The 25,959-nt window shown below is 60.3% G+C and carries 21 protein-coding genes and 3 pseudogenes; 13 read left to right on the forward strand and 11 right to left on the reverse strand.

Features of this window, described 5'->3' with window-relative positions:
• Positions 1-94: 94 nt before the first annotated feature.
• The 7 genes and pseudogenes from QDY28_RS10835 to QDY28_RS10860 form a co-directional block, all read right to left on the reverse strand.
• On the reverse strand, positions 95-769 hold the full coding sequence (locus QDY28_RS10835) for a type 1 glutamine amidotransferase domain-containing protein (RefSeq protein ID WP_331381682.1): 675 nt from the start codon (positions 767-769) through the stop codon (positions 95-97).
• 318 nt (positions 770-1,087) lie between these two features.
• Positions 1,088-1,327: a tautomerase family protein gene (locus tag QDY28_RS10840; RefSeq protein ID WP_331381683.1), complete on the reverse strand. Its 240-nt coding sequence runs from the start codon at positions 1,325-1,327 to the stop codon at positions 1,088-1,090.
• Between the two features lie 108 nt (positions 1,328-1,435).
• Positions 1,436-2,149, reverse strand: coding sequence for an SDR family NAD(P)-dependent oxidoreductase (locus tag QDY28_RS10845; RefSeq protein ID WP_331381684.1), 714 nt, complete (start codon positions 2,147-2,149; stop codon positions 1,436-1,438).
• A 141-nt stretch (positions 2,150-2,290) separates the two neighbouring features.
• Positions 2,291-3,223: a LysR family transcriptional regulator gene (locus QDY28_RS10850; protein WP_331381685.1), complete on the reverse strand. Its 933-nt coding sequence runs from the start codon at positions 3,221-3,223 to the stop codon at positions 2,291-2,293.
• Positions 3,224-3,542: 319 nt separating this feature from the next.
• Entirely contained in the window at positions 3,543-5,516 is a 1,974-nt protein-coding gene (locus tag QDY28_RS10855; protein ID WP_331381686.1) for a DUF882 domain-containing protein, read from the reverse strand.
• Between the two features lie 174 nt (positions 5,517-5,690).
• Positions 5,691-5,897: pseudogene (locus QDY28_RS30990) on the reverse strand (helix-turn-helix domain-containing protein); the annotation flags it as partial.
• Between the two features lie 125 nt (positions 5,898-6,022).
• Positions 6,023-7,274 (reverse strand): annotated as a pseudogene (locus tag QDY28_RS10860) (sigma-54-dependent transcriptional regulator); the annotation flags it as partial.
• A 222-nt stretch (positions 7,275-7,496) separates the two neighbouring features.
• On the opposite strand from QDY28_RS10860, the gene QDY28_RS10865 reads away from it, so the two are divergent.
• The 8 genes from QDY28_RS10865 to omp10 all read left to right on the forward strand — a co-directional run bounded on the left by QDY28_RS10865 (position 7,497) and on the right by omp10 (position 15,186).
• Positions 7,497-9,350, forward strand: a complete 1,854-nt coding sequence (locus QDY28_RS10865) for a M3 family oligoendopeptidase (RefSeq protein WP_331381688.1) — start codon at positions 7,497-7,499, stop codon at positions 9,348-9,350.
• A 287-nt stretch (positions 9,351-9,637) separates the two neighbouring features.
• Positions 9,638-10,798, forward strand: a complete 1,161-nt coding sequence (locus tag QDY28_RS10870) for an aminodeoxychorismate synthase component I (RefSeq protein ID WP_331381689.1) — start codon at positions 9,638-9,640, stop codon at positions 10,796-10,798.
• Positions 10,783-11,424: an aminotransferase class IV family protein gene (locus tag QDY28_RS10875; RefSeq protein ID WP_331381937.1), complete on the forward strand. Its 642-nt coding sequence runs from the start codon at positions 10,783-10,785 to the stop codon at positions 11,422-11,424. Before QDY28_RS10870 ends, QDY28_RS10875 begins: the two co-directional genes overlap by 16 nt.
• Positions 11,425-11,428: 4 nt before the next feature.
• Positions 11,429-11,713, forward strand: a complete 285-nt coding sequence (locus QDY28_RS10880) for a YciI family protein (protein WP_331381690.1) — start codon at positions 11,429-11,431, stop codon at positions 11,711-11,713.
• A gap of 43 nt (positions 11,714-11,756) precedes the next feature.
• Positions 11,757-12,125, forward strand: a complete 369-nt coding sequence (locus QDY28_RS10885) for a nuclear transport factor 2 family protein (RefSeq protein WP_331381938.1) — start codon at positions 11,757-11,759, stop codon at positions 12,123-12,125.
• 10 nt (positions 12,126-12,135) lie between these two features.
• Entirely contained in the window at positions 12,136-13,041 is a 906-nt protein-coding gene (locus tag QDY28_RS10890) for a heme-dependent oxidative N-demethylase family protein (RefSeq protein WP_331381691.1), read from the forward strand.
• Positions 13,042-13,177: 136 nt separating this feature from the next.
• A complete protein-coding gene (locus tag QDY28_RS10895; protein WP_331381692.1) occupies positions 13,178-14,629 on the forward strand; it encodes a homospermidine synthase in 1,452 nt (483 codons plus the stop codon).
• Positions 14,630-14,811: 182 nt separating this feature from the next.
• Positions 14,812-15,186 carry an outer membrane lipoprotein Omp10 gene (gene omp10, locus QDY28_RS10900; protein ID WP_331381693.1) on the forward strand — a complete coding sequence of 125 codons (375 nt, stop codon included), beginning with the start codon at positions 14,812-14,814 and terminating at the stop codon, positions 15,184-15,186.
• On the opposite strand, the gene QDY28_RS10905 is transcribed toward omp10, so the two are convergent.
• Positions 15,173-15,310 (reverse strand): hypothetical protein, encoded by a 138-nt coding sequence (locus tag QDY28_RS10905; RefSeq protein ID WP_331381694.1) that lies wholly within the window; start codon positions 15,308-15,310, stop codon positions 15,173-15,175. The two genes, omp10 and QDY28_RS10905, sit on opposite strands and share 14 nt — an antisense overlap.
• A gap of 192 nt (positions 15,311-15,502) precedes the next feature.
• Between QDY28_RS10905 and QDY28_RS10910 the strand changes: the two are divergent.
• Positions 15,503-17,320: pseudogene (locus tag QDY28_RS10910) on the forward strand (bifunctional metallophosphatase/5'-nucleotidase); the annotation flags it as partial.
• Positions 17,321-18,164: 844 nt separating this feature from the next.
• Entirely contained in the window at positions 18,165-19,190 is a 1,026-nt protein-coding gene (gene hemH, locus QDY28_RS10915) for a ferrochelatase (RefSeq protein WP_331381696.1), read from the forward strand.
• Positions 19,191-19,244: 54 nt separating this feature from the next.
• Here the strand turns inward: hemH and QDY28_RS10920 are convergent, their stop codons facing one another.
• On the reverse strand, positions 19,245-20,153 hold the full coding sequence (locus QDY28_RS10920; protein ID WP_331381939.1) for a S1C family serine protease: 909 nt from the start codon (positions 20,151-20,153) through the stop codon (positions 19,245-19,247).
• A gap of 353 nt (positions 20,154-20,506) precedes the next feature.
• On the opposite strand from QDY28_RS10920, the gene QDY28_RS10925 reads away from it, so the two are divergent.
• Both QDY28_RS10925 and QDY28_RS10930 read left to right on the forward strand, forming a co-directional pair.
• Positions 20,507-21,523 carry an SPFH domain-containing protein gene (locus QDY28_RS10925; protein WP_331381940.1) on the forward strand — a complete coding sequence of 339 codons (1,017 nt, stop codon included), beginning with the start codon at positions 20,507-20,509 and terminating at the stop codon, positions 21,521-21,523.
• 2 nt (positions 21,524-21,525) lie between these two features.
• Complete coding sequence (locus tag QDY28_RS10930; RefSeq protein ID WP_331381697.1) at positions 21,526-21,984, forward strand: NfeD family protein; 459 nt, start codon at positions 21,526-21,528, stop codon at positions 21,982-21,984.
• On the opposite strand, the gene QDY28_RS10935 is transcribed toward QDY28_RS10930, so the two are convergent.
• Positions 21,985-22,980, reverse strand: coding sequence for a KpsF/GutQ family sugar-phosphate isomerase (locus QDY28_RS10935; protein ID WP_331381698.1), 996 nt, complete (start codon positions 22,978-22,980; stop codon positions 21,985-21,987). It abuts the gene before it with no gap.
• Positions 22,981-23,176: 196 nt separating this feature from the next.
• Here QDY28_RS10935 and QDY28_RS10940 point away from each other — a divergent pair, with 196 nt between their 5' ends.
• The gene (locus QDY28_RS10940) at positions 23,177-24,685 is read left to right on the forward strand and encodes an outer membrane beta-barrel protein (protein WP_331381699.1); all 1,509 of its coding nucleotides are present in this window, start codon (positions 23,177-23,179) and stop codon (positions 24,683-24,685) included.
• A gap of 208 nt (positions 24,686-24,893) precedes the next feature.
• Here the strand turns inward: QDY28_RS10940 and galU are convergent, their stop codons facing one another.
• Positions 24,894-25,784, reverse strand: a complete 891-nt coding sequence (gene galU / locus QDY28_RS10945; protein ID WP_331381700.1) for a UTP--glucose-1-phosphate uridylyltransferase GalU — start codon at positions 25,782-25,784, stop codon at positions 24,894-24,896.
• Positions 25,785-25,959: the final 175 nt, after the last annotated feature.

Raw genomic sequence — 25,959 nt, forward strand, 5'->3', positions numbered from 1 at the left:
TTCCGATCCGAGTTCGGCAATCGGCGACAGAGGGATTCGGCATTTCCATGAAAAGCCGAATCCTTACGGATCGCCTCATTCTTTCAGTCCGTCGTCAAAGCAGCCTCAAGAGTGCCTGGGCCGCAGCCGTCGAGGATGCCGGATTCTGGCCGGTTACCAACCGGCCATCGGTGATGGCAAAGCTTTGCCAGTCGGCGACCTTCTCGTACTTGCCGCCAAGACGTTTCAGCTCGTCCTCCACGAGGAAGGGAACAACGGAGGTCAGATGGACTGCCTCCTCCTCGCTGTTCGCAAACCCTGTGACGCGCTTGCCCTTGACCAGAGGCTGCCCCTGATATTGCACGTGACGGAGGACTCCGGGTGCGTGACACACGGCAGCAACCGGCTTGCCCGCATTGTAAAAATCCTCGATCAGCGAAATGGATTTCTTGTCGTCCGCCAGGTCCCACATGGGACCGTGGCCGCCGGGATAAAAAACAGTGTCGAAATCGGCAGCGTTGACGGTCGCGAGCTTGACGGTATCGGCCAACACGGCTTGGGCGGCCTTATCGGACTTGAAACGCGTCATCGCCGGCGTTTGATTTTCGGGCTCATCACTTTTGGGATCGATGGGCGGCTGCCCACCCTTGGGGGATGCGACCGTGATCTGCGCCCCGGCGTCCTTGACGACGTAATAGGGGGCCGCGAACTCCTCCAGCCAAAAGCCGGTCTTTCTTCCTGTATTGCCAAGCTGGTCATGCGACGTCAGCACAATCAAAATCCTGCTCATCAGCATTACTCCTGATTTGGATTTACCGGATATCGTGATGTTCTGCCGACGTGCGAAAGCATGCGGTAAGCGCGTCGGTTCGATACGTCGACAGCGATAGATGCTTGGGACAATGCGTAATTATGCGGCTGCGAACAAATCGCGCCCAAGGCTACGATGATGACCAAAACCTGGCAAGCATTCTATTGTACGGCAATGCGGCCAATATCCATGCGTTAAGCCGCATTCCCCGGCCGGTGAGCTCCGGCGGCGACGCAGACAGCGCCGTCCGCCATCTCAGCTACCGTGCCATCGCCGTCAAGGACGGAAGCCTGCAGCTTAGGTTTTCGCCGCCTCAGCGCGCTGCTTTCGATATTGGACTGTTGGAAGACCGCCCCAGCCCCAATTGTCGAGATCCACTTCTTCGATGACGACATAGGTGGATTCCAGAGGTTTGTTCAGCACGTCCAGTAACACCTGGCTGACACCGGCGATGATGGCAGCTTTCTCTTCTGCGGTGACCGCGTTTCGGTCGGGACTCGTCCCTTCACGGGTAACCTGTACGGTAACGATCGGCATGACAGTCTCCTTTCAAGACTTGGATTGGAAGGTTACAAGGCGACGACCCCGCTCTGGTAAAATCGACCTTGCCAGAGGTGATCGCGCTTCCCCGCTTCAATATTGCGGTCACCAGCGTCCGGCGTTTTGGCCGCCATCGACATGGAGGATTTCGCCGGTTACGAAACTCGCCGTTTCGAGATAGAGCACGGCATCGACAATATCGCGGATCTCGCCCATCCGGCCGATGGGATGCAGCGTTGAAAGAGCTTCGTGCGTTTCCGGCGAATGCATCGGCGTCTTGATGATCCCTGGCGATACGGCATTCACCCGAACACCGGTTTTCGCGAACTCTATCGCCAGTTCCTGGGTAACCGAGCTGAGACCGCCCTTGGTCAAGGAGGCGAGCGCGGCCGGCACGCCGGCAATCGGCTGATTGACGATGCTCGTTGTGATGTTGACGATGTGCCCCGAGCCTTGCTTCAGCATTTCCGCAGCAACGCGCTGCGTGATGTGGAAGAAGCCGGCGACGTTCACGCTCATATTATGGTCGAAGTCCTGCTGAGTGAACTCGATGAACGGCTTGGCCAGGAAGACGCCGGCATTGTTGACCAGCGTGTCGATGCGGCCGAAATGCTCAAGTGCCTCGCGCACCACTCGCTCCGCGGTTTCCGGATCGGCAATATCGCCGGCGACAGCATGCACGCCTGTGTCGGAGCTGGCCTTGATCGACCGGGAAGTGGCGAGGACACGATAGTTGCGATCGCGATAGCCTCGGACGAGCGCTTCGCCGATCCCCTGCGATGCTCCGGTGATGATGGCGACTTTCTGTTGACTGCTCATGATGTGCATCCTTTCCAGTGCAGCGGCCGGAGTTTTGGGGGCCGCCCAACGCCTTTTGCGTCGGTGCTACTGATTTAGATGCATCCGCCATTCGGGAGAATTGCCACGCATTGGCAGACACTCATCCGATTATCGGCATAATCAGCTCAAGGAGCCTGCTTCTGTCGCTATACGATCGAGTTCGACGCGCAGACGCGGCACGGCATAATCGATGAAGGCGCGCACCTTCGGCACGGACATGCGGCCCTGAGGCGCGAGCAGATGAACCGGAAGCGCGGGATGTTCGGCGTCGGCAAGCACGATCTTCAGCCGGCCGTCGCGGACATGTTCTGCAACGTGATAGGAATAGAGCCGCGTCAATCCGATACCCGCTACCGCGGACGCCGCCGCGGCGCGAACGCTATTCACGATATAGCGAGGCGTAAAATGAACGGTCCTCGGAACCGGCGATTCAGCCAAGGGAGTGAAGCTCCAGGAATCGAGGCCGAAATTGCTGAATGCCACGATCTGATGTTTCGCGAGATCGGACGGTTCGACGATCTCCGGATTGCTGGCGAGATAGCGGGGAGAGGCGACGACGACGCGCCTGACGTCCCCGCCGATCCGCGTCGAGATGTGAGATGAATCCGTCAAATTGCCAATGCGAAGAGCAAGATCGACGCCCTCATCGACGAGGTTGACGAAGCGGTCCAGCATCAGAAATCGAACGGAAACGCTCTGATGAAGCTCGAGGAAATCATCGAGAATGGGACGCAGAACCTCTTCGCCCAGGATCGGCGGCGCCGAAATGGTGAGGATGCCGCGCGGTGACGACCGCTCGCCTCCGGCCACCATGTCGGCCTCCTCCAGCTCGATGAGCACCCGCCGGCATGCCGCCACATAGCGTTGACCGGCCTCGCTCAGCTTGAGCGTCCGGGTCGTCCGATGCAGCAGCTCGACGCCCACATGCGCCTCCAGCGAACTCAGCGCTCTGCTGATCGCAGTCGGCGATCGCTTCAGCTTACGCGCCGCCGCGGCGAGACTGCCCTCGTCGATCGCCGTGACGAAGACCCTCATTGCGTCGATACGATCCATTCTAAGGCTCCGCTGGATTGTGGTCGGTGACGGATACTTTTGGTCGGATTTTCCGCTGGCGTAAATATGGGCATTCCGGACTGGCCGCAGCCAATCCAGCTATCGGCGACACCGTCGTGCAATAGAGATCTGATATCTTTGATGAGAGTCTCGAGCGCGAGAAAGCCGCCGCTTCGCCGCATGGAAGCGGCCGAAAGCGTATCTGATCGAACTCAGTGCGGCATTTACCTCAGCTCGCACCTAGCGGAGGTCGCGGGTCAGTCCCCCTCGGCGGCACCGATCACGTTTCCAGTTTTCTTTTACGTCGGAGTTGGTGAGCCTATTCGACCGAATTGAACTTCTTCACCTGCAGGAAGTTCACCGCCGTGCCGCTGAAACGTTCCGGGTCGATCGATGCGGTCTGCACCTTGAACCCTTCCGTATAGACGGCGGTCGGCTGGGCGCGCAGCGTCGGGCTGACGAAGCGCGGCGCCTTGACTGGACGGTTGACGATCTCGACACGGGCATTACCAATCGCCCACTGCGAGATCATCTTCTCGGTCAGTTTCGGCTCGGTGGTCACCGTCGCGCGGCCAGCATCGGCCACTGCGGCATCCTGCTTGTTCGGCCGGCCGCCCTTGGTGGCTATACCAGCAGCAATCGGACGCTCCTGCAGCCGCGCCGGTTCGAAACTGTCGTTGAAGCGGCCGCTGCTGACCCTGATGTCGTTGGAGGTCGGCGCAAGCGCGGCAACCTGCATCGGCATTGGCTGTCCAGGCCGCTTCTGCGGCGAGACCGCGGCGATAGCCCGAACGGCGTCATTGTCAGCAACGGCATTGTTCTGGGCCGGCGGTGCGGTATCCGCGGTACTCTTCGGCGGTATCTCATCCTTGGATGCGGCATTATTGGCAGCCACGTTGACCGGAACGCCGGCATTCGCATCCGCTTGATCGACACGATGCTGTTCGAGAGCCGCCACGATCGACGGCGACAGCGTGCCTTCGTCGGCCGCATCGTCAATCGCATCCGGATCGGCGTCTGCGGAGGCAAGCAGGCTTTCGGCGACTTCCGGACGCTCGGCCGGAACCGGCACGTCGCCGGTCTGATCCTTCGCATCCGACTCGGCGGAGGCTAGCTCGGCATCGCCGGGCGAACGGCGGTCAAGCAGCGAGGGCACGGGAACGTGATAGGCGCGAAGATCCGCATATTGCTGGTCCTGCTGCCCGTTGGCATCCGGCATGGCTGCGGCAAGCGCATCCTGAGCGGCGTTATGCGGCGGCGACATCAGGGCCGAAGCCACTTCGCTGCCCGCCGGCTGGTTGCCGAAGGCCGGCCGGACCTGCGGAACAGGCGCATTTATGCTGGCAACCTGCGTCTCCGGCTGGCTGTTGTCATCGCCGTCATCCGCGGCTGCGGGGGCGGACTGGCCCTTCTTGGCAACGAGCGTAGCCGGCGCTGCCGTTGCCGGTGCGCCTTCATCCGCATTGTCCTCTTCCTCGTCAGCACCGCCGCCAAACAGTCTTGCGAAGAAGCCGCGATGCGAAGACGAAGAGCTGGCGATCTGGATATCGTCGGAAGCCATGCGGCGCTTATAATCGGCAACCGCCTCCTGATAGCCCGGCAATGGCCGGCCGTCGGCCGGAATATGCATCGTCTTGCCATCGGGGAAGAGACGGACGAGATCCTGGCGATCCATGCGCGGCCAGGCGCGTACGCCGCCGACGTCCATATGCACGAAGGGCGAGCCGGAGGTCGGGTAATAACCGACGCCGCCGACCTGCAGCTTCATGCCGATCTCGCGCAGCTTGGTGAGCTTGACATCGGGAATATAGAAATCCATCGCATTGCCGAGCATGTGCTGGCTCTTCTTCGCGACGCCCGTGTGAGCCGAACGCGTGCGCAGCATCTCGTTGGTTCCCGGCGAGCGGAAGCCGCAGACGACGTAGATGAATTCATGCGAACCGCTTTCGCGGTAGACTTCCCAGATCAGGTCGAACAAGCGCGGATTCATCTTGGTCGGCTGGTTTTTGCGCCAGTCGCGCAGGATGCGGTTCAGTTTCTCCAGACCGTCCGGATCGAACTTTCCATTGCGCTTGTAGGTGATGACGGCCTTTTCGCCTGTATGGACATAATAGATCTTCAGGCTGCGGGTCTCTCCGCCTGCCTGGGAAGGGGTGCCAACGAAAACCGGAGTGGAAACAGCCATCGCAAGCAGGCCAACGGCTACGACCTTGGCCACCTTACGAAATATCTCTGAGCACGCAAAAAGCCTGCTCAAGCTATTCAGCTTGGTATTTCCACTCAAATTCGGCAATTCGATCCCCGTCCGACAGACAATGTCGCATCGTGTTCCAAATGGCTGTCAATTGCGGTGACACGATGGCAAAAATGCCACACATGGTCGCCCTCTTCATACATGGTGAACGATGCACTAACAAGTGCTTTACGACAGGTAACAAAATATGCTTGCCTAAACGTTAAAATACGCTCAGGCCGCATGTTTCTGCGGGTCATCCGGGTCTATCCCGTAGTCTTTCAACTTGCGATAGAGCGTGGAACGCCCGATTCCGAGCTTCCTTGCCACTTGACTCATTTGCCCGCGATAGAATTTGAGGGCGAATCGAATGAGCTCTTCCTCAACATCTGCGAGCTTTCTGACATCACCCGACGGGTCTGTGCTGGCGATGACATTGTCTGTCGCGGAAGCAGACGATGTTTCGACGATCGAAAGCGGCGAGGTTGTAACCGCATCCGCGGACATGACGCGCATGCCACGCTCGAACGCATCCGCGGCGTCCGCGCCGACGCTGAAAGCCTCGGAATTATCCACAACTAAGGTCGGATGCTCGGCGGTAAAATAGCCAGGCAACTGTGCGGCGATCTGCGGGAAATCAGCCTCGACCAGTTCCGGACCCTCGGAGAGTACGACAGCGCGGAAGATCGCGTTTTCGAGCTGGCGGATATTGCCCGGCCAATCGTAGGCCGTCAGCAATGCCAGGGCGCCAGCGCTGATCGACAGCGAATGACCGAGCTTCTGTTCGAGCGCAAACCGGTCGGCGAAGGCGCGGGCCAGGTGCGGAATGTCTTCCTTGCGGCGACGCAGCGCCGGCATGGTGATCGGGAAGACGTTGAGGCGATAATAGAGATCTTCGCGGAACCGGCCGGCCTTGACCTCCTCGATCAGATCCTTGTTGGTGGCCGAGATCAGCCGGACGTTGACCTTCTGGGCAACGCGTGCGCCGACCGTTTCGATCTCGCCCTGCTGCACGGCGCGCAGGAGCTTGACCTGCACCTCCAGCGGCAGATCACCGACTTCGTCGAGGAACAGCGTACCGCCGTCCGCTTCCATGAACTTGCCGACATGCCGCTCGGCGGCGCCGGTGAAGGCACCTTTCTCGTGGCCGAAGAGAATGCTCTCCACAAGGTTGTGCGGAATGGCGCCGCAATTAACCGTCACGAACGGCTTGCCGGCGCGGTCGCTGCCGGCCTGGATGGCACGCGCCACCAGTTCCTTGCCGACGCCGGACTCGCCTTCGAGCACGACGGGGATGTTGGATTGCGCCGCCCGCTGGGCAAGATCGATCACCCGCATCATCGCCGGGCTGGCCGAGACGATGTCGTCGAAGCTGATCGTCGACGTGCGCGATCTGCGTCCTGCCCGTGCTCTCGCCTCGCGTTGATCGAGCTTCAGCGCATTGGCGATCGAGGCCCCTATCCGTTCCGGCGAGACCGGCTTGACGACGAAATCGAAAGCGCCGGCCCGCATGGCCTGCACCACAGTCTCGATACCGCCCTGCCCCGTCTGTACGATAACAGGCAGGTCGGTGCCCATATCGCTCAGCGCACTCAGAAACTCGATGCCGTTCATCTCCGGCATCATGAGATCGAGCACGATCACATTGATCTGATCGCTGTTGCGCTTCAGAATCTCGAGGCCGAAACGGCCATTCTCCGCCAGATGAGCAACGTGTCCGTGCCGCTCGATAGCGTTTTTCAGCAGACGCCGTTGGATCGGATCATCCTCAACAACAAGAATCTGCGCGCCCCCCTTGGCGCTATTAAATACGGTCATTGGTGCCTCACTTCATGCGAAACCTGATAAGGACCTTCGCAGAAAGGCTTGAACACGAAGTTTTGCCAAAGCATCGTATTTTAATCATTATGACGAATGTAACGTCGTCTATGAATTCGGTTGTTCGATCTCAAGGAGATCGCCCTTGCCGCGGTCTTTTCAGCCGAATAGACACGGAGAGACCGAACTGGTCCGCAAAGAAAAGCAGAGGAAATACCGCCCATGAGCCCAACCTCGCTCCATTCATCCCTTAATTTATCCGCTGGCCCGACGGTCGCCGCGACCAACGCCGCGCTCGGCGACCTGCCCGCCTGGAAGCTCAGCGACCTCTATCCTTCCGCCACGTCCACGGCCTTCGTCAGCGACATGGAAAAGGCCGGAAAGGCGGCGATCGCTTTCGAGGAAAAGTGGAAGGGCAAGCTCGCCGACGCAGCCACCAAGACGGGTGAAGCGGGCATCGGCGCTGCACTGAAGGAATATGAAGCGCTCGACGATGTCATGGGCCGCCTCAGCTCCTTCGCCGGCCTCACCTATTTCTCCAACACGAGCGATCCGGCCAACGGCAAGCTCTATGGCGACGTGCAGGCGCGGCTGACCGACTATTCCGCCCACCTGCTGTTCTTTCCGCTGGAACTCAATCGCATCGACGATGCCGCGATGGATGCCTGCATGGCGAACGACCCAGCCGCCGGTCACTATCGCCCCTGGATCGTCGATCTGCGCAAGGACAAGCCCTACCAGCTCGACGACAAGCTGGAGCAGCTATTCCTGGAAAAATCCATGACCAGCGCCGCGGCCTTCAATCGCCTGTTCGACGAGACGATGGCGGAGCTGCGCTTCGAGGTGGACGGCGAAAAGCTGCCGCTGGAAGTCGCCTTGAACATGCTGCAGGAGAAGGACCCCGAGGTGCGCCGCAAGGCGGCAATGGCTCTCGCCGAGACCTTCAAGACCAATTTGCGCATCTTCACGCTGATCACCAATACGCTTGCCAAGGATAAGGACATTGCCGACCGCTGGCGCGGCTTCGAGGATATCGCCGACTCCAGGCATCTGGCCAATCGCGTCGAGCGCGAGGTGGTCGATGCATTGGCCGCCGCCGTGCGCGACGCCTATCCGCGCTTGTCGCATCGCTATTATACGATGAAGGCCAAGTGGCTCGGCATGGAGCAGATGAATTTCTGGGACCGCAATGCGCCGCTGCCAGAGACGTCCAACGCACTGATCCCCTGGCGCGAGGCGAAGGAGACCGTTCTTTCCGCCTACGGCAATTTCGCCCCGGAAATGGCCGATATCGCCAAGCGCTTCTTTGACGAGGAGTGGATCGACGCGCCCGTTCGTCCCGGCAAGGCGCCGGGCGCCTTCGCGCATCCGACCGTTCCTTCCGCGCATCCCTACGTGCTCGTCAACTATATGGGCAAGCCGCGCGATGTCATGACGCTGGCGCATGAACTCGGCCATGGCGTGCATCAGGTCCTTGCCGGCGGCCAGGGCGCGCTGATGTGCCAGACGCCGCTGACGCTAGCCGAAACCGCCTCCGTCTTCGGCGAAATGCTGACCTTCCGCGCATTGCTCGACAAGACCACCGACAAACGCGAACGCAAGGCGATGCTCGCCCAGAAGGTGGAAGACATGATCAACACGGTCGTCCGCCAGATCGCCTTCTATGAATTCGAGCGCAAAGTTCATACCGCCCGCAAGAACGGCGAGCTGACATCGGACGATATCGGCGAGCTGTGGCTCTCCGTTCAGTCGGAGAGCCTCGGGCCGGCGATCAAGATTTCCGAGGGCTATGAGACCTATTGGGCCTATATCCCGCACTTCATCCACTCGCCTTTCTATGTTTATGCCTATGCCTTCGGCGACTGCCTGGTGAATTCGCTCTACGCCGTCTACAAGAATGCCGAGCAAGGCTTTCAGGCGAAATATTTCGAGCTGCTGAAGGCCGGCGGCACCAAGCATCATTCCGAACTCCTGAAACCCTTCGGCCTCGACGCCACCGATCCGTCGTTCTGGAGTAAGGGACTGTCGATGATCGAAGGGCTTATCGATGAGCTGGAGGCGCTAGATAAGAACTAAGTCTTCCTGCTTGTTCGGAAGATGAGCAAGTCAGGCATGTTCGTCGTTATCGTACGTTCGTGGCTGGCCCCTCACCCCAACCCTCTCCCCGCTCGTGCACGGAGAGGGAGCTACCCTCGGCAGACCGCTCGCTGATCGTCTGGACACGAGCGGTGCGGCGGGGAGTGAACCAGTCCCCTCGCCCCGCTCGCGGGGAGAGGGTTAGGGTGAGGGGCCAGGCACATAGATGCGCCAAGCACGAACGCGCCTGACAACAGACACAACAAGAAAGCTATGCAGGCCGCAACATGGCCGATACTCAACCCTACGTCCTTTTCCGAGACGACAGCACAGGACAGGTGATGCTCTTCGCCGAGCCGGCGGAGATCATCACGGCTCGAACACATGCGGAATTCTTCGACGCCCTTGACCGGATGCAAAAGGCGAAGGCTGAAGGAAAATGGCTCGCGGGCTATATGGCCTATGAAGCCGGCCATCTCTTCGAGGAAAAACTTGCGCCTTTCGCTGAAGAAAACCGGGAGACGCCGCTGCTCTGCTTCGGCGTTTTCGACGCTCCGGCAGCGGATGGTCATCCCCTCGCCCAGCCATTGCAACGCCTCGAAAACGAGGAGTTTCTGACTGACGCTACGGCCGCATGGGACCTCTCTATATATAAAGAGAGATTCGACCGGTTGCATTGGCATCTGCGCCAGGGCGACTGCTATCAGGCAAACCTGACCATGCCGATTACGGCCCGCTGGAATGGCGATGCCCGCGCCGCCTTCTGGTCACTGATCGAGCGTCAGCCCGTAAAATATGGCGCATTGGTCGATCTCGGCGGCCCGATCATCCTGTCGCGCTCGCCTGAACTCTTCTTCCGCACTGATAACGATGGCTGGATCGAGACGCATCCGATGAAGGGCACGGCCAAGCGCGGCGCAGATGCCGCCGAGGATGCCGAGATCATCAACGCCATGCTTGCCGACGAGAAGACGCAGGCCGAGAACCGCATGATCGTCGACCTCCTGCGCAACGATATCTCTCGCATTACCGAAGTCGGTACGCTCGACGTGCCGAAACTCTTCGAGATCGAGACCTACCCGACCGTGCACCAGATGGTCAGCCATGTGCAGGCGAAGCTGCGCCCCAACATGACCATTCGCGATATCTTCGCCGCCCTCTTCCCCTGCGGATCGATCACCGGCGCGCCGAAGATGCGAGCGATGGAAATTCTGCACCAGCTCGAAGTCGGCCCGCGCGACGCCTATTGCGGGGCGATCGGCATGATTTCGCCTGGCGGGGCCATGCGCTTTTCCGTGGCGATCCGCACCATCACGCTATTCGACGACGGCCGCGCCATCTTCAATGTCGGCGGCGGCATCGTTTTCGATTCGACGGCGGAGGCGGAATATGAAGAATGCCTGTTGAAGGCACGCTTCGCCGTGGGGGACAGATGGATCCGGCGCTAGGGGATTTTTCGCTGATTGAGACGTTGCGCTACGAGCCGCAGGCGGGCTTCGTGCGCCTGCGCTTACATCTTGCCCGGCTGCAACGCTCCGCCCGCCGCCTGGGTTTCCCCGCGCCGAAGGATGCGCTGACGAAATTGGATGCGGCGGTTGCCGGCGCGAATGCTCCATTGCGGGTACGCCTGACCTTCGATCGCGCCGGGCGTACGGACGTCACCACCGCCGCCTTCACGCCTCTTGCGCCCGATGCCCTCTGGCGCGTCCGCATTGCCGAGACCCGTCTTGATTCTGCCGACAAGCTGCTGCGCGTGAAGACCACGCGCCGATCCGTCTATGAGGCCGCCCGCGCCGAATATTCGTCGGCAGAGGTGGACGAAGTGCTGCTACTCAATGAAAAGGATGAGGTCTGCGAGGGTACTATTACCTCGATCTTCCTCGATGAAGGCTCCGGTCCCCTGAGAACACCGCCGATCTCCTCCGGCCTGCTTGCCGGCGTGTTGCGCACCGAGCTCATCTGCCAACGCAGAGCCCGCGTCAGCCGAATAAGGCTGGACGAGCTGGAAAAAGGCACTCTTTATGTCGGAAACTCCCTGCGCGGACTGATCCGCACACAACTCATATGGAATTGACGCAATGTTCATCCTTTCGCTCACCTATCTCAAGGGCAATGACGCAGCCGACAAGCACATGGAGCCGCATATGGCCTGGGTGAAGGAAGGCTATGCTAGAGGCTGGTTTCTCGCATCCGGCCGTAAGGTGCCGCGCACCGGCGGCATCATCTTTGCCCGCGGCGACCGCGCCGAACTGGAAGCCTATGTCGCAGCCGATCCTTTCACCATCCACGGCGTCGCCGGCTATGAAGTCACGGAAATCGCTCTGACCAATGTTACGGAAGGGTTGGAGGCCCTGAAAGTCTGAACGGAAACCGGGAGGGAGTTCGCCGATGCTGTCCGAGGCCGCGATAGATGATCGCAGTCGACATCTGAAACAATTGGAAGAACGGCTTTTCGATCCGGCGGTGCGCACATCGAGACCGGCATTGGAGGAACTGTTGTCCGCCGAGTTTCGCGAGATCGGCAGTTCGGGCATGCTCTACACGTTCGGCGACATCGTCGATCAGCTTGCCGACGGCGAGCCCGAAGGTATTGCACGAACGCTGACCGGCTTTGAACTGAAGATGCTGTCCGATACGCTCGCGCTCGCAACCTATTGTGCGACCCGCCGCTATCCGGATGGTCGTGAAGTTAAAACCCTCCGCAGCTCGATCTGGCGGCTGGAGGCGGACGAGCGCTGGCGAATGCTCTTCCATCAGGGAACCTTGACGCGGTAGGTTCCCATCCATGACCTTATTGACCTACACACCCTATGACGGCTCCTCAAAACCTTTCACGATCGGTCTGATGCCGCTCGACCCGGCCCGATGGATCGAGTCCGACGCCGACCTCAGGCGCTATCTTGACGAAAAGCGACAGCTTCTTCGCGACCATCGCGATGAGATTTTCGTTTCCGAAGACGGATCGGAAAACGCGCAGCAGGAGTGTCTCGATCTTCTGGCCACTTACCTTTGCGAACAGCATCCCGCGATCTATCGTCGCGATGGCGATATTGTTTCTGCCGCCGGTCATGCGATCGATCTCACCGATCCCTACCTGCCGCCGCTGCTGAAAGCCGGTTCGCTGGTTGCCGACGATCTCGTTGTCATGCGGCGCAAGGAGGATGGCTGGCATCTCGTTGCCGGCCATGTCGCCTTCCCCTCGTCCTGGTCGCTCCGGGAAAAATTCGGCCGACCGATGCAGGCGATTCATAGCGATGTGCCCGGTTTCGGCGAGGGCACACGCAACGCCGCCCTCATCAATCGCATCTTCGACAATCTGCAGGTAACCCAACCTGTCGAGCGAATGAACTGGTCGGTAAGCATGACAAACGAATTGTCCCTGCCGACGTCAAAGCATAGGCGGCCGCCGGCCAGCACCGCTCCAACGCTCGAAACCAGCTTTGCGCGTGTCGAGCGCCAAACGCTGCGCAAGCTGCCGGAATCCGGCGATATCCTCTTCACCATCCGCGTCTATGTCGACCCGATCGCGGCGATTGCCGGTCATCCAAAGGCCTCGGAACTGGCGTCGAGCTTTGCTGCGCAGTTGCATGCTTTGGATGAACAGCAGACGGCCTATAAGGGCCTCACCCACCAGAAGGCAGAGTTGGTGAGGCAATTGCGTGCGCTTGCGGAAATCGCTTCACCCGATTGACATTTACCCGATAAGCCGGGACGGCTCTTTATTGTGACACTGATTTATGGTTAGAGCCCTTCACTTCGCATTTTCGCGCAAACACTGATTGAATTTCAGAGACCGAACGGCGTCCTGCCTTTCGAAGGAGAAAAGAATGACGGAACAGAACTATCCGGTATATGCCGAAATTACCGGTCCGATCGTGATGATCGGCTTTGGCTCCATCGGCCGCGGCACCTTGCCCCTGATCGAGCGCCATTTCAAATTCGACAAAAGCCGGATGGTCGTCATCGACCCGCAAATGGACGCCGAGCACTTGGCGATCCTCGAAAAGCACGGCGTCCGCCATATCCAGGAATATGTCACCAAGAGCAATTACAAGGAGCTCTTGATGCCGCTTTTGACGGAAGGCGGCGGCCAAGGCTTCTGCGTCAACCTTTCCGTCGATACCTCGTCGCTCGATCTCATCAAGTTCTGCCGCAAGCATGACGTGCTCTATATCGATACGGTCGTCGAGCCCTGGCTCGGCTTCTATTTCGACAAGAACATGAAGAATGCCGATCGCACCAACTATGCGCTGCGCGAGACCGTGCGCAAGGAAAAGGCCAAGAACTCCGGCGGCGCCACGGCGGTGTCCACCTGCGGCGCAAATCCGGGCATGGTGTCTTGGTTCGTCAAGCAGGCGCTCGTCAATCTCGCCAATGATATCGGCGTCAAGTTCGACGAGCCGGATCAGCATGACCGCGAAGGTTGGGCCAAGCTGATGAAGAAGGTCGGCGTCAAGGGCATCCATATTGCCGAGCGCGACACTCAGCGCACCAAGCATCCGAAGCCGCTGAACGTCTTCTGGAACACCTGGTCCGTCGAAGGCTTCATCTCCGAAGGCATGCAGCCGGCCGAACTCGGCTGGGGCACGCATGAGCAGTGGATGCCGAAGAACGCCAAAAAGCACAAGAAGGGCTGCCAGGCCGCCATCTATCTGGAGCAGCCGGGCGCCAACACCCGCGTCCGCACCTGGTGCCCGACGCCGGGTCCTCAGTACGGCTTCCTCGTCACGCACAACGAGTCGATCTCGATCGCCGACTATTTCACCGTGCGCGACAAGGATGGCGACGTCACCTTCCGTCCGACCTGCCACTACGCCTATCATCCGGCCAACGATGCCGTGCTTTCGCTGCACGAAATGTTCGGCAACGGCGGCACGGCGCAGCCGGTTCATCACGTTCTGGACGAGGACGAGCTTGAGGACGGCATCGACGAACTCGGCGTGCTGCTCTATGGCCACGACAAGAACGCCTATTGGTACGGTTCGCGCCTGTCGCTCGAAGAGACCCGCCGCATCGCTCCATACCAGAACGCAACCGGCCTGCAGGTGACCTCCGCCGTGCTCGCCGGCATGGTCTGGGCCTTGGAAAATCCGACCGCCGGCATCGTCGAAGCTGACGAGATCGACTACAAGCGCTGCCTCGAAGTACAGTTGCCGTATCTCGGCCCGGTTGAAGGCCACTACACCGACTGGACGCCGCTTGCCGGCCGTCCGGGCCTCTTCCCGGAAGATATCGACACCAAGGATCCCTGGCAGTTCAAGAACATCCTGATTCGCTGATCGACAGATCATCGGAAACAGTCGGAAATTCGAATGCCCGCACAAGTCGTGCGGGCATTTTTGTTACGCTCATTGGATAAATCAATGTGACGGGTTCTGGAGCCTTGCTTTCAACAAATGGCCGCGCCATGTTTCCCGCAACCGACATGACATTAGTCCGCCTTCAATCGCGGGAGATATTTATGAAGATCAAAACCAGCATTGCCCTTATCGCCGCCGCAGCCGCCTTGTCGGCCTGTGTCGATTTCGGCGGATCGAGGCCCCCGCCTGCCATGCGCGCCAGCGTGCAACCGCAGACCGGAGTAGAAGGCAACTGGAGCGATGCGAACGGTCTCATTTCGACCTTCCAGGCCGGCACCTTCACCACGCACACCACCGACAGCAATTCGGTTCTGGCCTCCGGCACCTACAGCATGGTTTCCGCCAATCTGATCGAAATCAACATGACGTCGCTGGTGCGCAAGACACAATCCAAGATCAATTGCGCCCTGATCAGCCCTTCTCAACTCAACTGCACCTCGGATGCCGGGAAGCAGTTTTCTCTCAATCGCCGATAGAGGCTGAAAAAGATCCTGCGGACGGATCAATACCGTCCGCAGGCTGGCGCTCTATCTCCGTTTCACCGCCGCTTGTCATCCTGGCGGCTGCTTTGGCATCTGCCGGAATTTCATTCGCAGCCATGCGGAATTCCCGTCGGCCAGGCCTCTATCCCGGCCTGCGCCTGATGCGGTGATTTCTTTCCACAGATTTGCAAAATCCTAATAAACCCAACAGCTTTTGCTTGCGCTCTTTCCGCCGCGATGAAAAAATTCAACGCGGGGTACCGCTGCGGGACATGGGCGGGCCGGATATGGTGAGCAACAGGAGAAAGAGATGACGAAGCCCTTCGGTATGGGTCTTTTGGCCGCCGCGGCCTTGGCGCTCAGCGCCAGCACCGCTTTCGCGGATTACCAGCTCAACATTCTGCATTTCAACGATTTCCATTCGCGCGTCGAACCGATCAACAAGTTCGATGCCACCTGCTCTGCCGCCGAAGAAAGCAAGAATGAATGCTTTGGCGGGGCAGCGCGGTTAAAGACCGCGATCGACCAGCGTCGCGCCGCCCTTGCCGGCCAAAATGTCCTACTGCTCGATGCCGGCGACAATTTCCAGGGCTCGCTCTTCTACACGACCTACAAGGGGGCTGCCGAGATCGAATTTCTCAACGATATGAAGCTCGACGCCATGACCGTGGGCAACCACGAATTCGATGATGGCGAAGGCCCGCTCGCCGCCTTCCTCGACAAGGCGCAATTCCCCGTCGTCACCGCCAATCTGGTCGTGGACGACCAATCGAAAATCGGCGACCGCATCAAGAAATCGATCGTGCTCGACATCGGCGGTCAGAAAATCGGTATCGTCGGCGCGGTCACGGCCGAGACGCCGGAGCTCTCCTCGCCTGGCCCGCATGTCAAGATCACCGACGATGCCGCCGCCATCAGCGCCGAAGTGGATGCGCTGAAGGCGCAGGGCGTCAACAAGATCATTGCGCTCACCCATGTCGGCTATCCGCGCGACGTTGCCCAGATCGCCAGGATCGCCGGCGTCGATGTCGTCGTCGGCGGCCATTCGCATACGCTGCTGTCGAATACCGATCCGAAAGCGGCCGGCCCTTATCCGACCATGGTCGACAACCCCGCGGGCTATAAGGTCCCGGTCGTCCAGGCTGCCTCCTACAGCAAATATCTCGGCGACATCGTCATCACCTTCGATGACAACGGCGTCGTCAAGGAAGCCAAGGGCGATCCGATCCTACTCGATTCTTCGATCAAACCGGATCCTGCCATTGCCGCCCGTATCCAGGAAATGGCCACGCCGATCGACGAACTGCGCCATAAGGTCATTGGCGCTTCGCAAGCGCCGATCGAGGGCGCACGCGAGATTTGCCGCGTTCAGGAATGCTCCATGGGCAATCTCGTCGCCGATGCCATGCTCGACCGCACGAAAAACCAGGGCATCACGATTGCCATCCAGAACGGCGGCGGTTTGCGCGCTTCGATCGGCGCCGGTGACGTCACCATGGGTGACGTGCTGACCGTCCTGCCGTTTCAGAATACGATCGCCACCTTCCAGTTGACGGGTGCCGACCTGAAGGCGGCACTGGAGAACGGTCTCAGCCAGATCGACGATGGCGCCGGCCGTTTTCCGCAGGTCGCCGGTCTCAAATACACCTTCGACAAATCAAAGCCGCCCGGCGACCGTATCGTCTCCATCACGGTGCAGGAAGGCACGGAGTTCGTGCCGCTCGATCCCAACAAGACCTATGGCGTTGTCAGCAACAATTATATGCGCGCCGGCGGAGACGGTTACGTCGTTTTTGCCAAAAACGGCAAGAATGCCTATGACTTCGGCCCCGAGCTGGAAGGCGTCGTCGCCGATTACCTGGCAACGCACAAGCCCTACAAGCCCTATACCGATGGCCGCGTGACACAGGTCGGCGGGACCGCAGCCACTGCCCAACCGGAGGCAGCCAAGCCGGCGGAAACGCAACAGGCAGCATCATCGGATCAGAAGCCCGCCCCGGCTGCGGCCGACACAGGCGCAGCGCCCTCCGCAACGGCTCCTGCCGCCACCGCTCCGGCCACAACGACGCCCGCGCCCACCACGACCGCGCCTGCTGCTTCAACACCCACCACCACGACCCCAGACACGTCCACGTCTCAGACGACCGCGCCCGCCGCAACCCCACCGGCGACCACCGCTCAAACAACGACGGCCCCTGCCGCCGCTGCTCCGGCCACGACGACGACCGCGCCCACCGCGACCGCGCCTGCTGCTTCAACACCCACCACCACGACCCCAGACACGTCCACGTCTCAGACGACCGCGCCCGCCGCAACCCCACCGGCGACCACCGCTCAAACAACGACGGCTCCTGCTGCCACCGCTGCTCCAGCCACGACGACGCCTGCGCCCACCACGACCGCGCCTGCTGCTTCAACACCCAGCACCACCACGACCCCAGACACCTCGACGTCTCAGACGACAGCGCCCGCCGCGACCCCACCGGCGACGAACACCGCACCCGCAACAACGGCCCCTGCTGCCACCGCTCCGGCCACGACGACGCCTGAGACCACTACGACCGCGCCCGCAACGTCGACGCCTGAGACCACGGCGCCGGCAACGGCTGCTCCGGCAACAACGACCCCCACGCCGACGGAAACGGCTCCTGCCGCCACAAACATGGCACCGGAGACCACCGCTCCGGCGCCTCAGGCGGGCGAGCCGCCGAAAACGCCGGCCACCCACGTCATCGCTGCCGGCGACACGCTCTGGGATCTCGCAAAGACCTACTACGGCGACGCCGGCGAATGGCGCAAACTGGTGGCCGCCAACCGCAATCTCAAGCCGCGCCATCTCACCGTCGGCCGCGAATTGAACATTCCGGCCAAGTAACGACGATAGTTTCGAAAAAGTCAGCCGGTCCGGGCTTTCCCGGGCCGGTTTTTGTTCCTATGTGAGGTGCTCTGTTTCGTTGAGAGGACCACCATTGATGATCGCAGAAGTCCCGGCCGGCCAATCGCAGCAAAAATCTGGCAAGATCGGCGTCCTTCTCGTCAATCTCGGCACGCCTGACGGTACCGACTACACGTCGATGCGACGCTATCTGCGCGAATTCCTGACCGACAAGCGCGTTATCGAGTGGTCGCCATGGAAATGGTATCCGATCCTGTTCGGCATTGTCCTCAACACCCGCCCGGGCAAAGTCGGCAAGGCCTATGAGACGATCTGGAACAAGGAAAAGAACGAAAGTTTCCTGCGCACCTACACGCGAAACCAATCGGATTTAATGGCCACGCGGCTGATGGACCTGCCGGACGTGATCGTCGATTGGGCCATGCGCTACGGCAAGCCATCGATCGGCGAGCGCATCCAGGTGCTGAAGGATCAGGGTTGCGACCGCATCCTGCTGTTTCCGCTCTATCCGCAATATGCAGCCGCCACCACCGCCACCGTGAATGACAAGGCTTTCGAAAAGCTGATGGCCATGCGCTGGCAGCCGGCGTTGCGCACCGTTCCGGACTATCACGCCGATCCGACCTATATCGAGGCGCTCGCGAACTCCGTCACCCGGCACCTCGCCACGCTCGACTGGCAGCCGGAGAAGATCCTGGCCTCCTTCCATGGCATCCCGCTTTCCTATTCCGAGAAGGGCGATCCCTATTATCATCAATGCGTCGAGACCAGCCGGTTGCTGCGTGAAAAGCTCGGACTATCCGAAGACCGGTTCATGCTCACCTTCCAGTCCCGCTTCGGACCGGAGGAATGGCTGCAACCCTATACCGACACGACGGTGGAGCGCCTTGCCAAGGAAGGCACCAAACGCATCGCTGTCCTCAACCCCGGCTTCGTCTCGGACTGCCTGGAAACGCTCGAGGAAATTGCCGAACAGGCAGCCGAATCCTTCCTCCATAATGGCGGCGAGAAGTTCACGCACATTCCGTGCCTCAACGACAGCGAGGACGGCATGTGGGTGTTGGAGAAGGTGGTCAGAAGGGAATTGCTGGGCTGGGCTTGACGCCGCGCATTCTATTGAGGCGCCGGATGTTCCGGTCGCCGCGACTGCAGTGCCCTACTGCAGTTGCGGCTTCCTGAGGAAACTGCTGCGATCGGCCGACTTCACGCGCAGCCATGCTTCGCGGCCGTTGCGTAATATCCTCATGGGGATTTCCGAGCCGGCGGGGCCGCTTTCCCATACTTTTCGATAGAAATCGGCCAGGCTATCGACTTCGCCATCGCGGATCTCGGAGATGACGTCGCCTCGCTGCAGACCCGCCTGAGCGGCCGGACCTCCTTCCGCCACGCTCATGACCACGACCTCGCCGTTGCTTTCGGCAGAGAAAGCGCCGAGCCAAGGTCGCGGCGGCTTGTTGACCTGGCCTCGGTTGAGCAGATCATCGAGAATAGGCGGCAACAAATCGATCGGCACGACCATGTTGATATCCGCAGTCTCTTGGTTTTGCGAGGCCATCTGCAGGTGAAGCGAGCCGATGCCCAAAAGCTTGCCGTGGGCGTCGAGGAGCGCGGCGCCTCCCCATGAAGGATGGGCGGGCGCGACGAAGATCGCCTCCTCCAGCAGATATTCCCAATAACCGGCGAATTCCTGCTTGGCCACGATGTTTGCCCGAACGAATTGGCCGATTCCATCGGCAATCACCACAGGATCACCAATCGCAGCCCTCGCAGCATTGCCGAATTCCAGTGCGGGCACGCCAAGCGAACCCAACGCCTGGACCAGACCGAAACCGGTCTCCTGATCATAGGCAAGCGCATGAGCGGGGACCACATGGCCTTCATTGGTCGTCAGCCAGACCTCTTCCGCTTCGGTGATCAGATAGCCGATGGTGAGTACCAGCCCGTTGTCCCTGATGACCACACCGCTGCCTTCCCGCCGGATTCCCAATGCCCCGGCCGTAAAGGCATCTTCCGGAATTGAAGCGTGCACGGCCACGATTGACCGCAAAGTCCTGTCGATATTCATCATCTCACCCTGGTGTTGCGCCATGCCATGGCTCAAAGGGCCGCACGGCGGCAGAAACCGGATATTTTTCCTTCCCTTAAGGTATGAACATGAACGGCTAGGTGCAAGGGCTTCGAGCGAGATTGAGCGGAGCGCCGGAACCGTCCTTGCGCTCCGGCAACGCGCGTTTTCGCGCTGCAAAGCAGGGCGAAAGGTTGGATGGCGCGGCCCATTCCGCCCTTGCCGAGAACATGCTAACCCACCACTCTGATTGATCTGCTGCGTCGCTTTTTCCCCCGAATGCGCAGGGATCGCGGCAGTGTTTCGAAGTGACGCAAACCCTGCATCGTGCGGGAGCGTCGATGGAGGATTTTATGGTCGTCGGTGGTTTCAGCATCGTCGTGGTCGCTTTTGTAATTTTAGTCATTCTAGTGCTGTTTGCCGGCATCAAGACCGTGCCACAGGGATACCGCTATACGATCCAGCGCTTTGGACGCTACACGCGCACACTCGAGCCGGGCCTCAATCTGATCGTGCCCTTTATTGACTCCGTCGGCGCTCGCATGAATGTCATGGAGCAGGTGCTGGTCGTTCCGACCCAAGAGGTCATCACGAAGGACAATGCGAGCATCGCTGCGGACGCCGTCGCCTTCTATCAGGTGCTAAACGCCGCGCAGGCCGCTTACCAGGTCACCAATCTCGAAAATGCCATTCAGAATCTGACCATGACCAATATCCGCTCCGTCATGGGCTCGATGGACCTGGATGAGCTGCTTTCCAATCGTGACGCCATCAACGATCGGCTGCTGCGCGTCGTCGACGATGCGGTACACCCCTGGGGCATCAAGGTCACCCGTGTGGAGATCAAGGACATACAGCCGCCAAAAGATCTGGTCGACGCGATGGCGCGGCAGATGAAGGCAGAGCGTGAAAAACGCGCCCAGGTGCTTGAGGCGGAAGGCCTGCGCAACGCGCAGATCCTGCGAGCCGAAGGCTCCAAACAGGCTGCGGTGCTGCAGGCGGAAGGTCAGCGCGAGGCAGCGTTCCGCAATGCGGAGGCGCGAGAACGCCTCGCCGAAGCGGAAGCCAAGGCGACACGTATGGTTTCGGAAGCGATCGCTGCTGGCGACATCCACGCCATCAATTATTTCGTTGCGCAGAAATATACGGAGGCGCTCGCATCCATCGGCACAGCCGGCAATTCCAAGATCGTGCTGATGCCCATGGAAGCCGCTTCGCTCATCGGTTCGCTCGGTGGTATCGGCGCTATCGCCCGCGAGGTCTTCGGCGACGGCAATGACGGCAATATGTCTTCGCAATCGTCGCGTCCGCGTGCGGGGGCAACGCGCTCGACCCCCTCCGTCAATCCGCTGTCGCCGCGGGAGAGCTGAGCATGCTCGACAATCTCATTGGCGAGCTTGGGCCATGGAGCTGGTGGGTAGCCGGGTTCATACTTCTGGCTGCCGAACTCATCGCGCCCGGTTTCTTCCTGGTCTGGATCGGCCTTGCCGCCGTCATCGTCGGCGCGCTCTCCCTGGCATTTTGGGATAGCGCCTTCTGGATCTGGCAGGTGCAACTGCTGATCTTCGCGGCGTTCGCCGTCATCGTCGCCTTGCTCGGCCGCCGCTATGTCTATAGCGACAGCCAGATAACGGACGAGCCCTTCCTCAACCAACGCGGCGCAAGCTTGGTCGGCCGTACGGCAACGCTCAATGAGCCGATCACGGAAGGCCGCGGTCGGATCCGTCTGGACGATACCTATTGGACGGTGATGGGGCCGGACCTGCCGGCAGGAACCCGCGTCAAGGTAGTCGCCAGCAATGGGCGTGATCTGACCGTCGAAATGGCCTGATCAGGCAACGCCGATCCGCAACAGATCGTGGAAATGGACGATGCCGACGGGCCGCCGCGCATCGTCGACGACGATCAGCGCCGAGATGTTGTGGCGGTTCAGCACTGCCATTGCGCCGGTCGCCAGTGTCGTTTCCTTCACCGTCTTCGGATTGCGCGTCATCACCTCGTCCACCCGCATTTCCGCAAGGCTGCTGCCGAGATTGCGGGCAATATCGCCATCGGTGACGATGCCGCACAGGCAGCCGTTGTCATCGATCACCCCGACGCAGCCGAAACGCATTTTCGACAGCGTCATCGCCGCTTCCGGCATGCCGGTGCCGAGGCCGACCAGAGGCACGCGGTCGCCCTTGTGCATGATATCGGCGACATGCGAGAGGCTGGCGCCCAGCTTGCCGCCGGGATGGAAGGTGCGGAAATCCTCGGCCGTGAAGCCCCGCGCTTCCAGGAGCGCCACGGTAAGCGCATCGCCTATGGCAAGCTGCAGCAATGTCGATGTCGTCGGCGCCAGCCCATGCGGGCAAGCTTCCTGCTCCTTGGGCAGCAGAAGAACCACGTCCGACTCGCGCGCGAGCGTAGAGGTCTCGCCGGCGGTGATGGCAATCATCGGGATCGAAAACCGGCGGGAATAGCTGATGATGCCGCGCAGCTCCGCGCTTTCGCCGCCCCAGGACATCGCGATGATGACGTCGTCCTGCGTGATCATGCCGAGATCGCCGTGATTGGCCTCGACCGGATGCACAAAGAAAGCCGGTGTTCCAGTGGAAGCCAGACTTGCGGCGAGCTTGTTGCCGATATGGCCGCTCTTGCCGACACCGGTGATGACGACTCGACCGCTGATGTCGCCAATGATCTCCACCGCGCGGCTGAAGGGCTCGGCCAGACCATTGGTCAGGGCGCGTTCCAGCGCCTCCATGCCCAGTCTCTCGGTCTCGATCGTTCGCATTGCGGATTCGATCGCACCGTTCTCGATGAGTCTTACAGCTCTCTTATTCATGAGCGAGGCCTAACGCTTTTCTTTATTTCTGTCCACCCGAGATCGATTTTGTTCAGCGCGAGACGGCTTGTCCCCTGACCGGAGCAACTCCGTCACTATGAGTCCTTGTAGTCGGCTGGCAAGGAAGCGTTAACCATGGGCCTTTACGCTTGAGTAAGGATTTAAAGCATTTCGAGTAAGGTCAGACATAGATCAAATGAACATCGGCAAGAACAAGGCGGGTGGTGGCTCCCTCCGGCTGACGGCATGCGCGGCATCCGCTCTGCTGGGCTGGGCTGCACTCGCCATGCCGATGCCGGTTCAGGCGCAATCGCTGAGGACCAGCGAGAGCTCCAGCGCGGATCTGGCGGTAACATCGACCGACACGGACGGTTTGGATCTGCCCGGTTCGGATACGACAGCCACCACATCCTCGAAATCCAAGACAACGGCAACGGATACGTCATCCAGCACTCGCCTCCGGCTCGGCGGCATCGATCCGATGACGACGGGTTCCACGCTGGATGACGACTTGCGCCGCGTCAATCTGCGCGAGACCAGTGTCGATGATCTGAAGGCCCGACAATATCCGGATCGTGAGGATGTGCAGGGTATTCCGCTCGGCACCTTCACCCTGCGACCTTCCGTCAACCAGTCCATCAACGTCGAGCGCAACCGCACCGGCTCGACCAATGACGACCGCAGCTTTCTGCAGACCGATCTGCGCAGCACGCTGACGTCGGATTGGGACCGCCATGCCCTGACCGTCACCGGCGAAGGCGTCTGGCAAAAGAACCTGAGCGGCAGCGGCGCCGAACAGCCGGATGTCAATATCAATGCCGATCTGCGCCTCGATCTTCCCGCCGATACCACGGCGCATATTACCGCCGGTTATCAGTTCTTCCGCGAAGACACCAGCGACCCCAACGCCATTGCCGGCGCCTCGAAACAATCGGCCGTCAACCAATTCAACGCCGGCGGATCGCTGGAGCGCGATTTCGGCCTGCTGCGCGGCACGACAGCCCTGGCGCTGACCCGCACCGTCTATTCCGACGCCACCCTTTCGGACGGAACGCAGGTGACGCTCAGCGACCGCAACCAGACGGCCGGCACCTGGCGCGGGCGCATCGGCTACGAGCTTTCGCCTGTCCTCATACCCTTCCTGGAAGCCGATCTCGGCCGCACCTTCTACGACGAGTCGCATGACAGCAATGGCTATGCCCGCTCGAACCAAAGCTATGGCGGCAAGGCGGGCGTCGAGTTCGACCTCGGCGACAAGATGAAGGGCGAGCTGGGCTTCGGCTATCAGCACACGGAATTCGACGATTCGCGCCTCGCTTCGATCGATTCTCCGACTGTGGATGGCAATCTCGCCTGGTCGCCGCAGCGCGGCACCGATGTCAGCATCGGCCTTTCGACAACGGTCCAACCCTCCACGACGGCGGGCGAAAGCGGCTATACCGCCTATCAGTTGACGAGCACGTTGAGCCAGGAACTGCGCGACGATCTCACCGCCAAGGTGACGGGCGGCACGATCTGGCGCGACTATCCTTCCGGCAGCACCATCTCTGACGAAACCGAATATGATGCCGCACTCGGCCTCACCTGGGGCATCAATCGCTATCTCGATCTGACAAGCAATGTCGGCTACCAACTGACATCACGAAAGACGGGCGATGATACCAGGCAGTTTCAGGCGGGCGTCGGTTTGACGGTGAAAAGGTAACCTGGTTAGGGTGAGGGGCTAGGCACGAAAGCGCGGCATCTGTGGAGTCACCTGCTTTCCACCGTTGCAACATCAATATAGTCGGCACTTGGCAGTCGCAGCAACGACGGAAGAAGGCCCCTCATCCGAGGCGTCGGCATTTCACTCCGTTCAATGTCTCCGCCCCACCTTCTCCCCGCATCGCGGGGAGAAGAAGCTTTTGATCTTTCTACGACTTCAGCGCCTCGACCAGCGCTTTGAACCCATCCTCGATAGTCGGACGGATGTCCGCACGGGCGAGTGCGAAGGCGACGTTGGCGAGGATGAAGCCATCCTTGGCGCCACAGTCGAAGGTCTGGCCGCGGAAGTGATAGCCGGCGAAATCCTGCTGCTGGGCAAGCTTCAGCATACCGTCCGTCAACTGAATCTCATTGCCCGCGCCGCGCTCCTGGCTCTCCAGGATGTGGAAGATCTCCGGCTGCAGGATGTAGCGGCCATTGATGAAGAAGTTCGACGGAGCCGTGCCCTTGGCCGGCTTTTCCACCATTTCGGTGATGCGGAAGCCGCTGCCGATGGTCTCGCCGACGCCGACGATGCCGTATTTGTGAGTCTGATCGGGAGCGCATTCCTCGACGGCGATGACATTGCCACCGCTATGCTCGTAAAGCTCGATCATGCCCTTCATGCAGCCCTTTTCGGCACGCATGACCATGTCGGGCAGCAGCAGCGCGAAGGGTTCGTCGCCGACGATCTCGCGGGCGCACCAGACCGCATGACCGAGGCCGAGCGGCTCCTGCTGGCGCGTGAAGCTGGCCGTACCCGCCTTTGGCAGCAGGCCGTTCAGCAGCGACAGCTCAGCATTCTTGTTACGCTGACGCAACGTGTGCTCGAGTTCGAACTGAATGTCGAAATAGTCCTCGATGACATGCTTGCTGCGGCCGGTCACGAACACGAAATGCTCGATGCCCGCTTCCATCGCCTCGTCGACAACGTACTGGATGACCGGCTTGTCGACGACCGTCAGCATCTCTTTCGGCACCGCCTTGGTCGCCGGCAAGAACCGCGTCCCTAGTCCGGCGACCGGAAATACTGCCTTACGCACCTTTTTATGCTGTCCCACTCATACCTCCTGGGGAATTACGTCGCTTTTGCGCGAAAGCTGTTCAAAGGGTCAGTAGTATAAATTTGCTACTGTTTTGCAAATGATGACTGACCCCGGCATCCATGGTAAAGAATTTGTTGACTTCGTTCCTGTAGTGTCACGCCTGGGCGAATGCCATGGGCATCGCCGCACC

This window comes from Rhizobium sp. BR 362 (assembly GCF_036528765.1).
Taxonomy (GTDB): domain Bacteria; phylum Pseudomonadota; class Alphaproteobacteria; order Rhizobiales; family Rhizobiaceae; genus Rhizobium.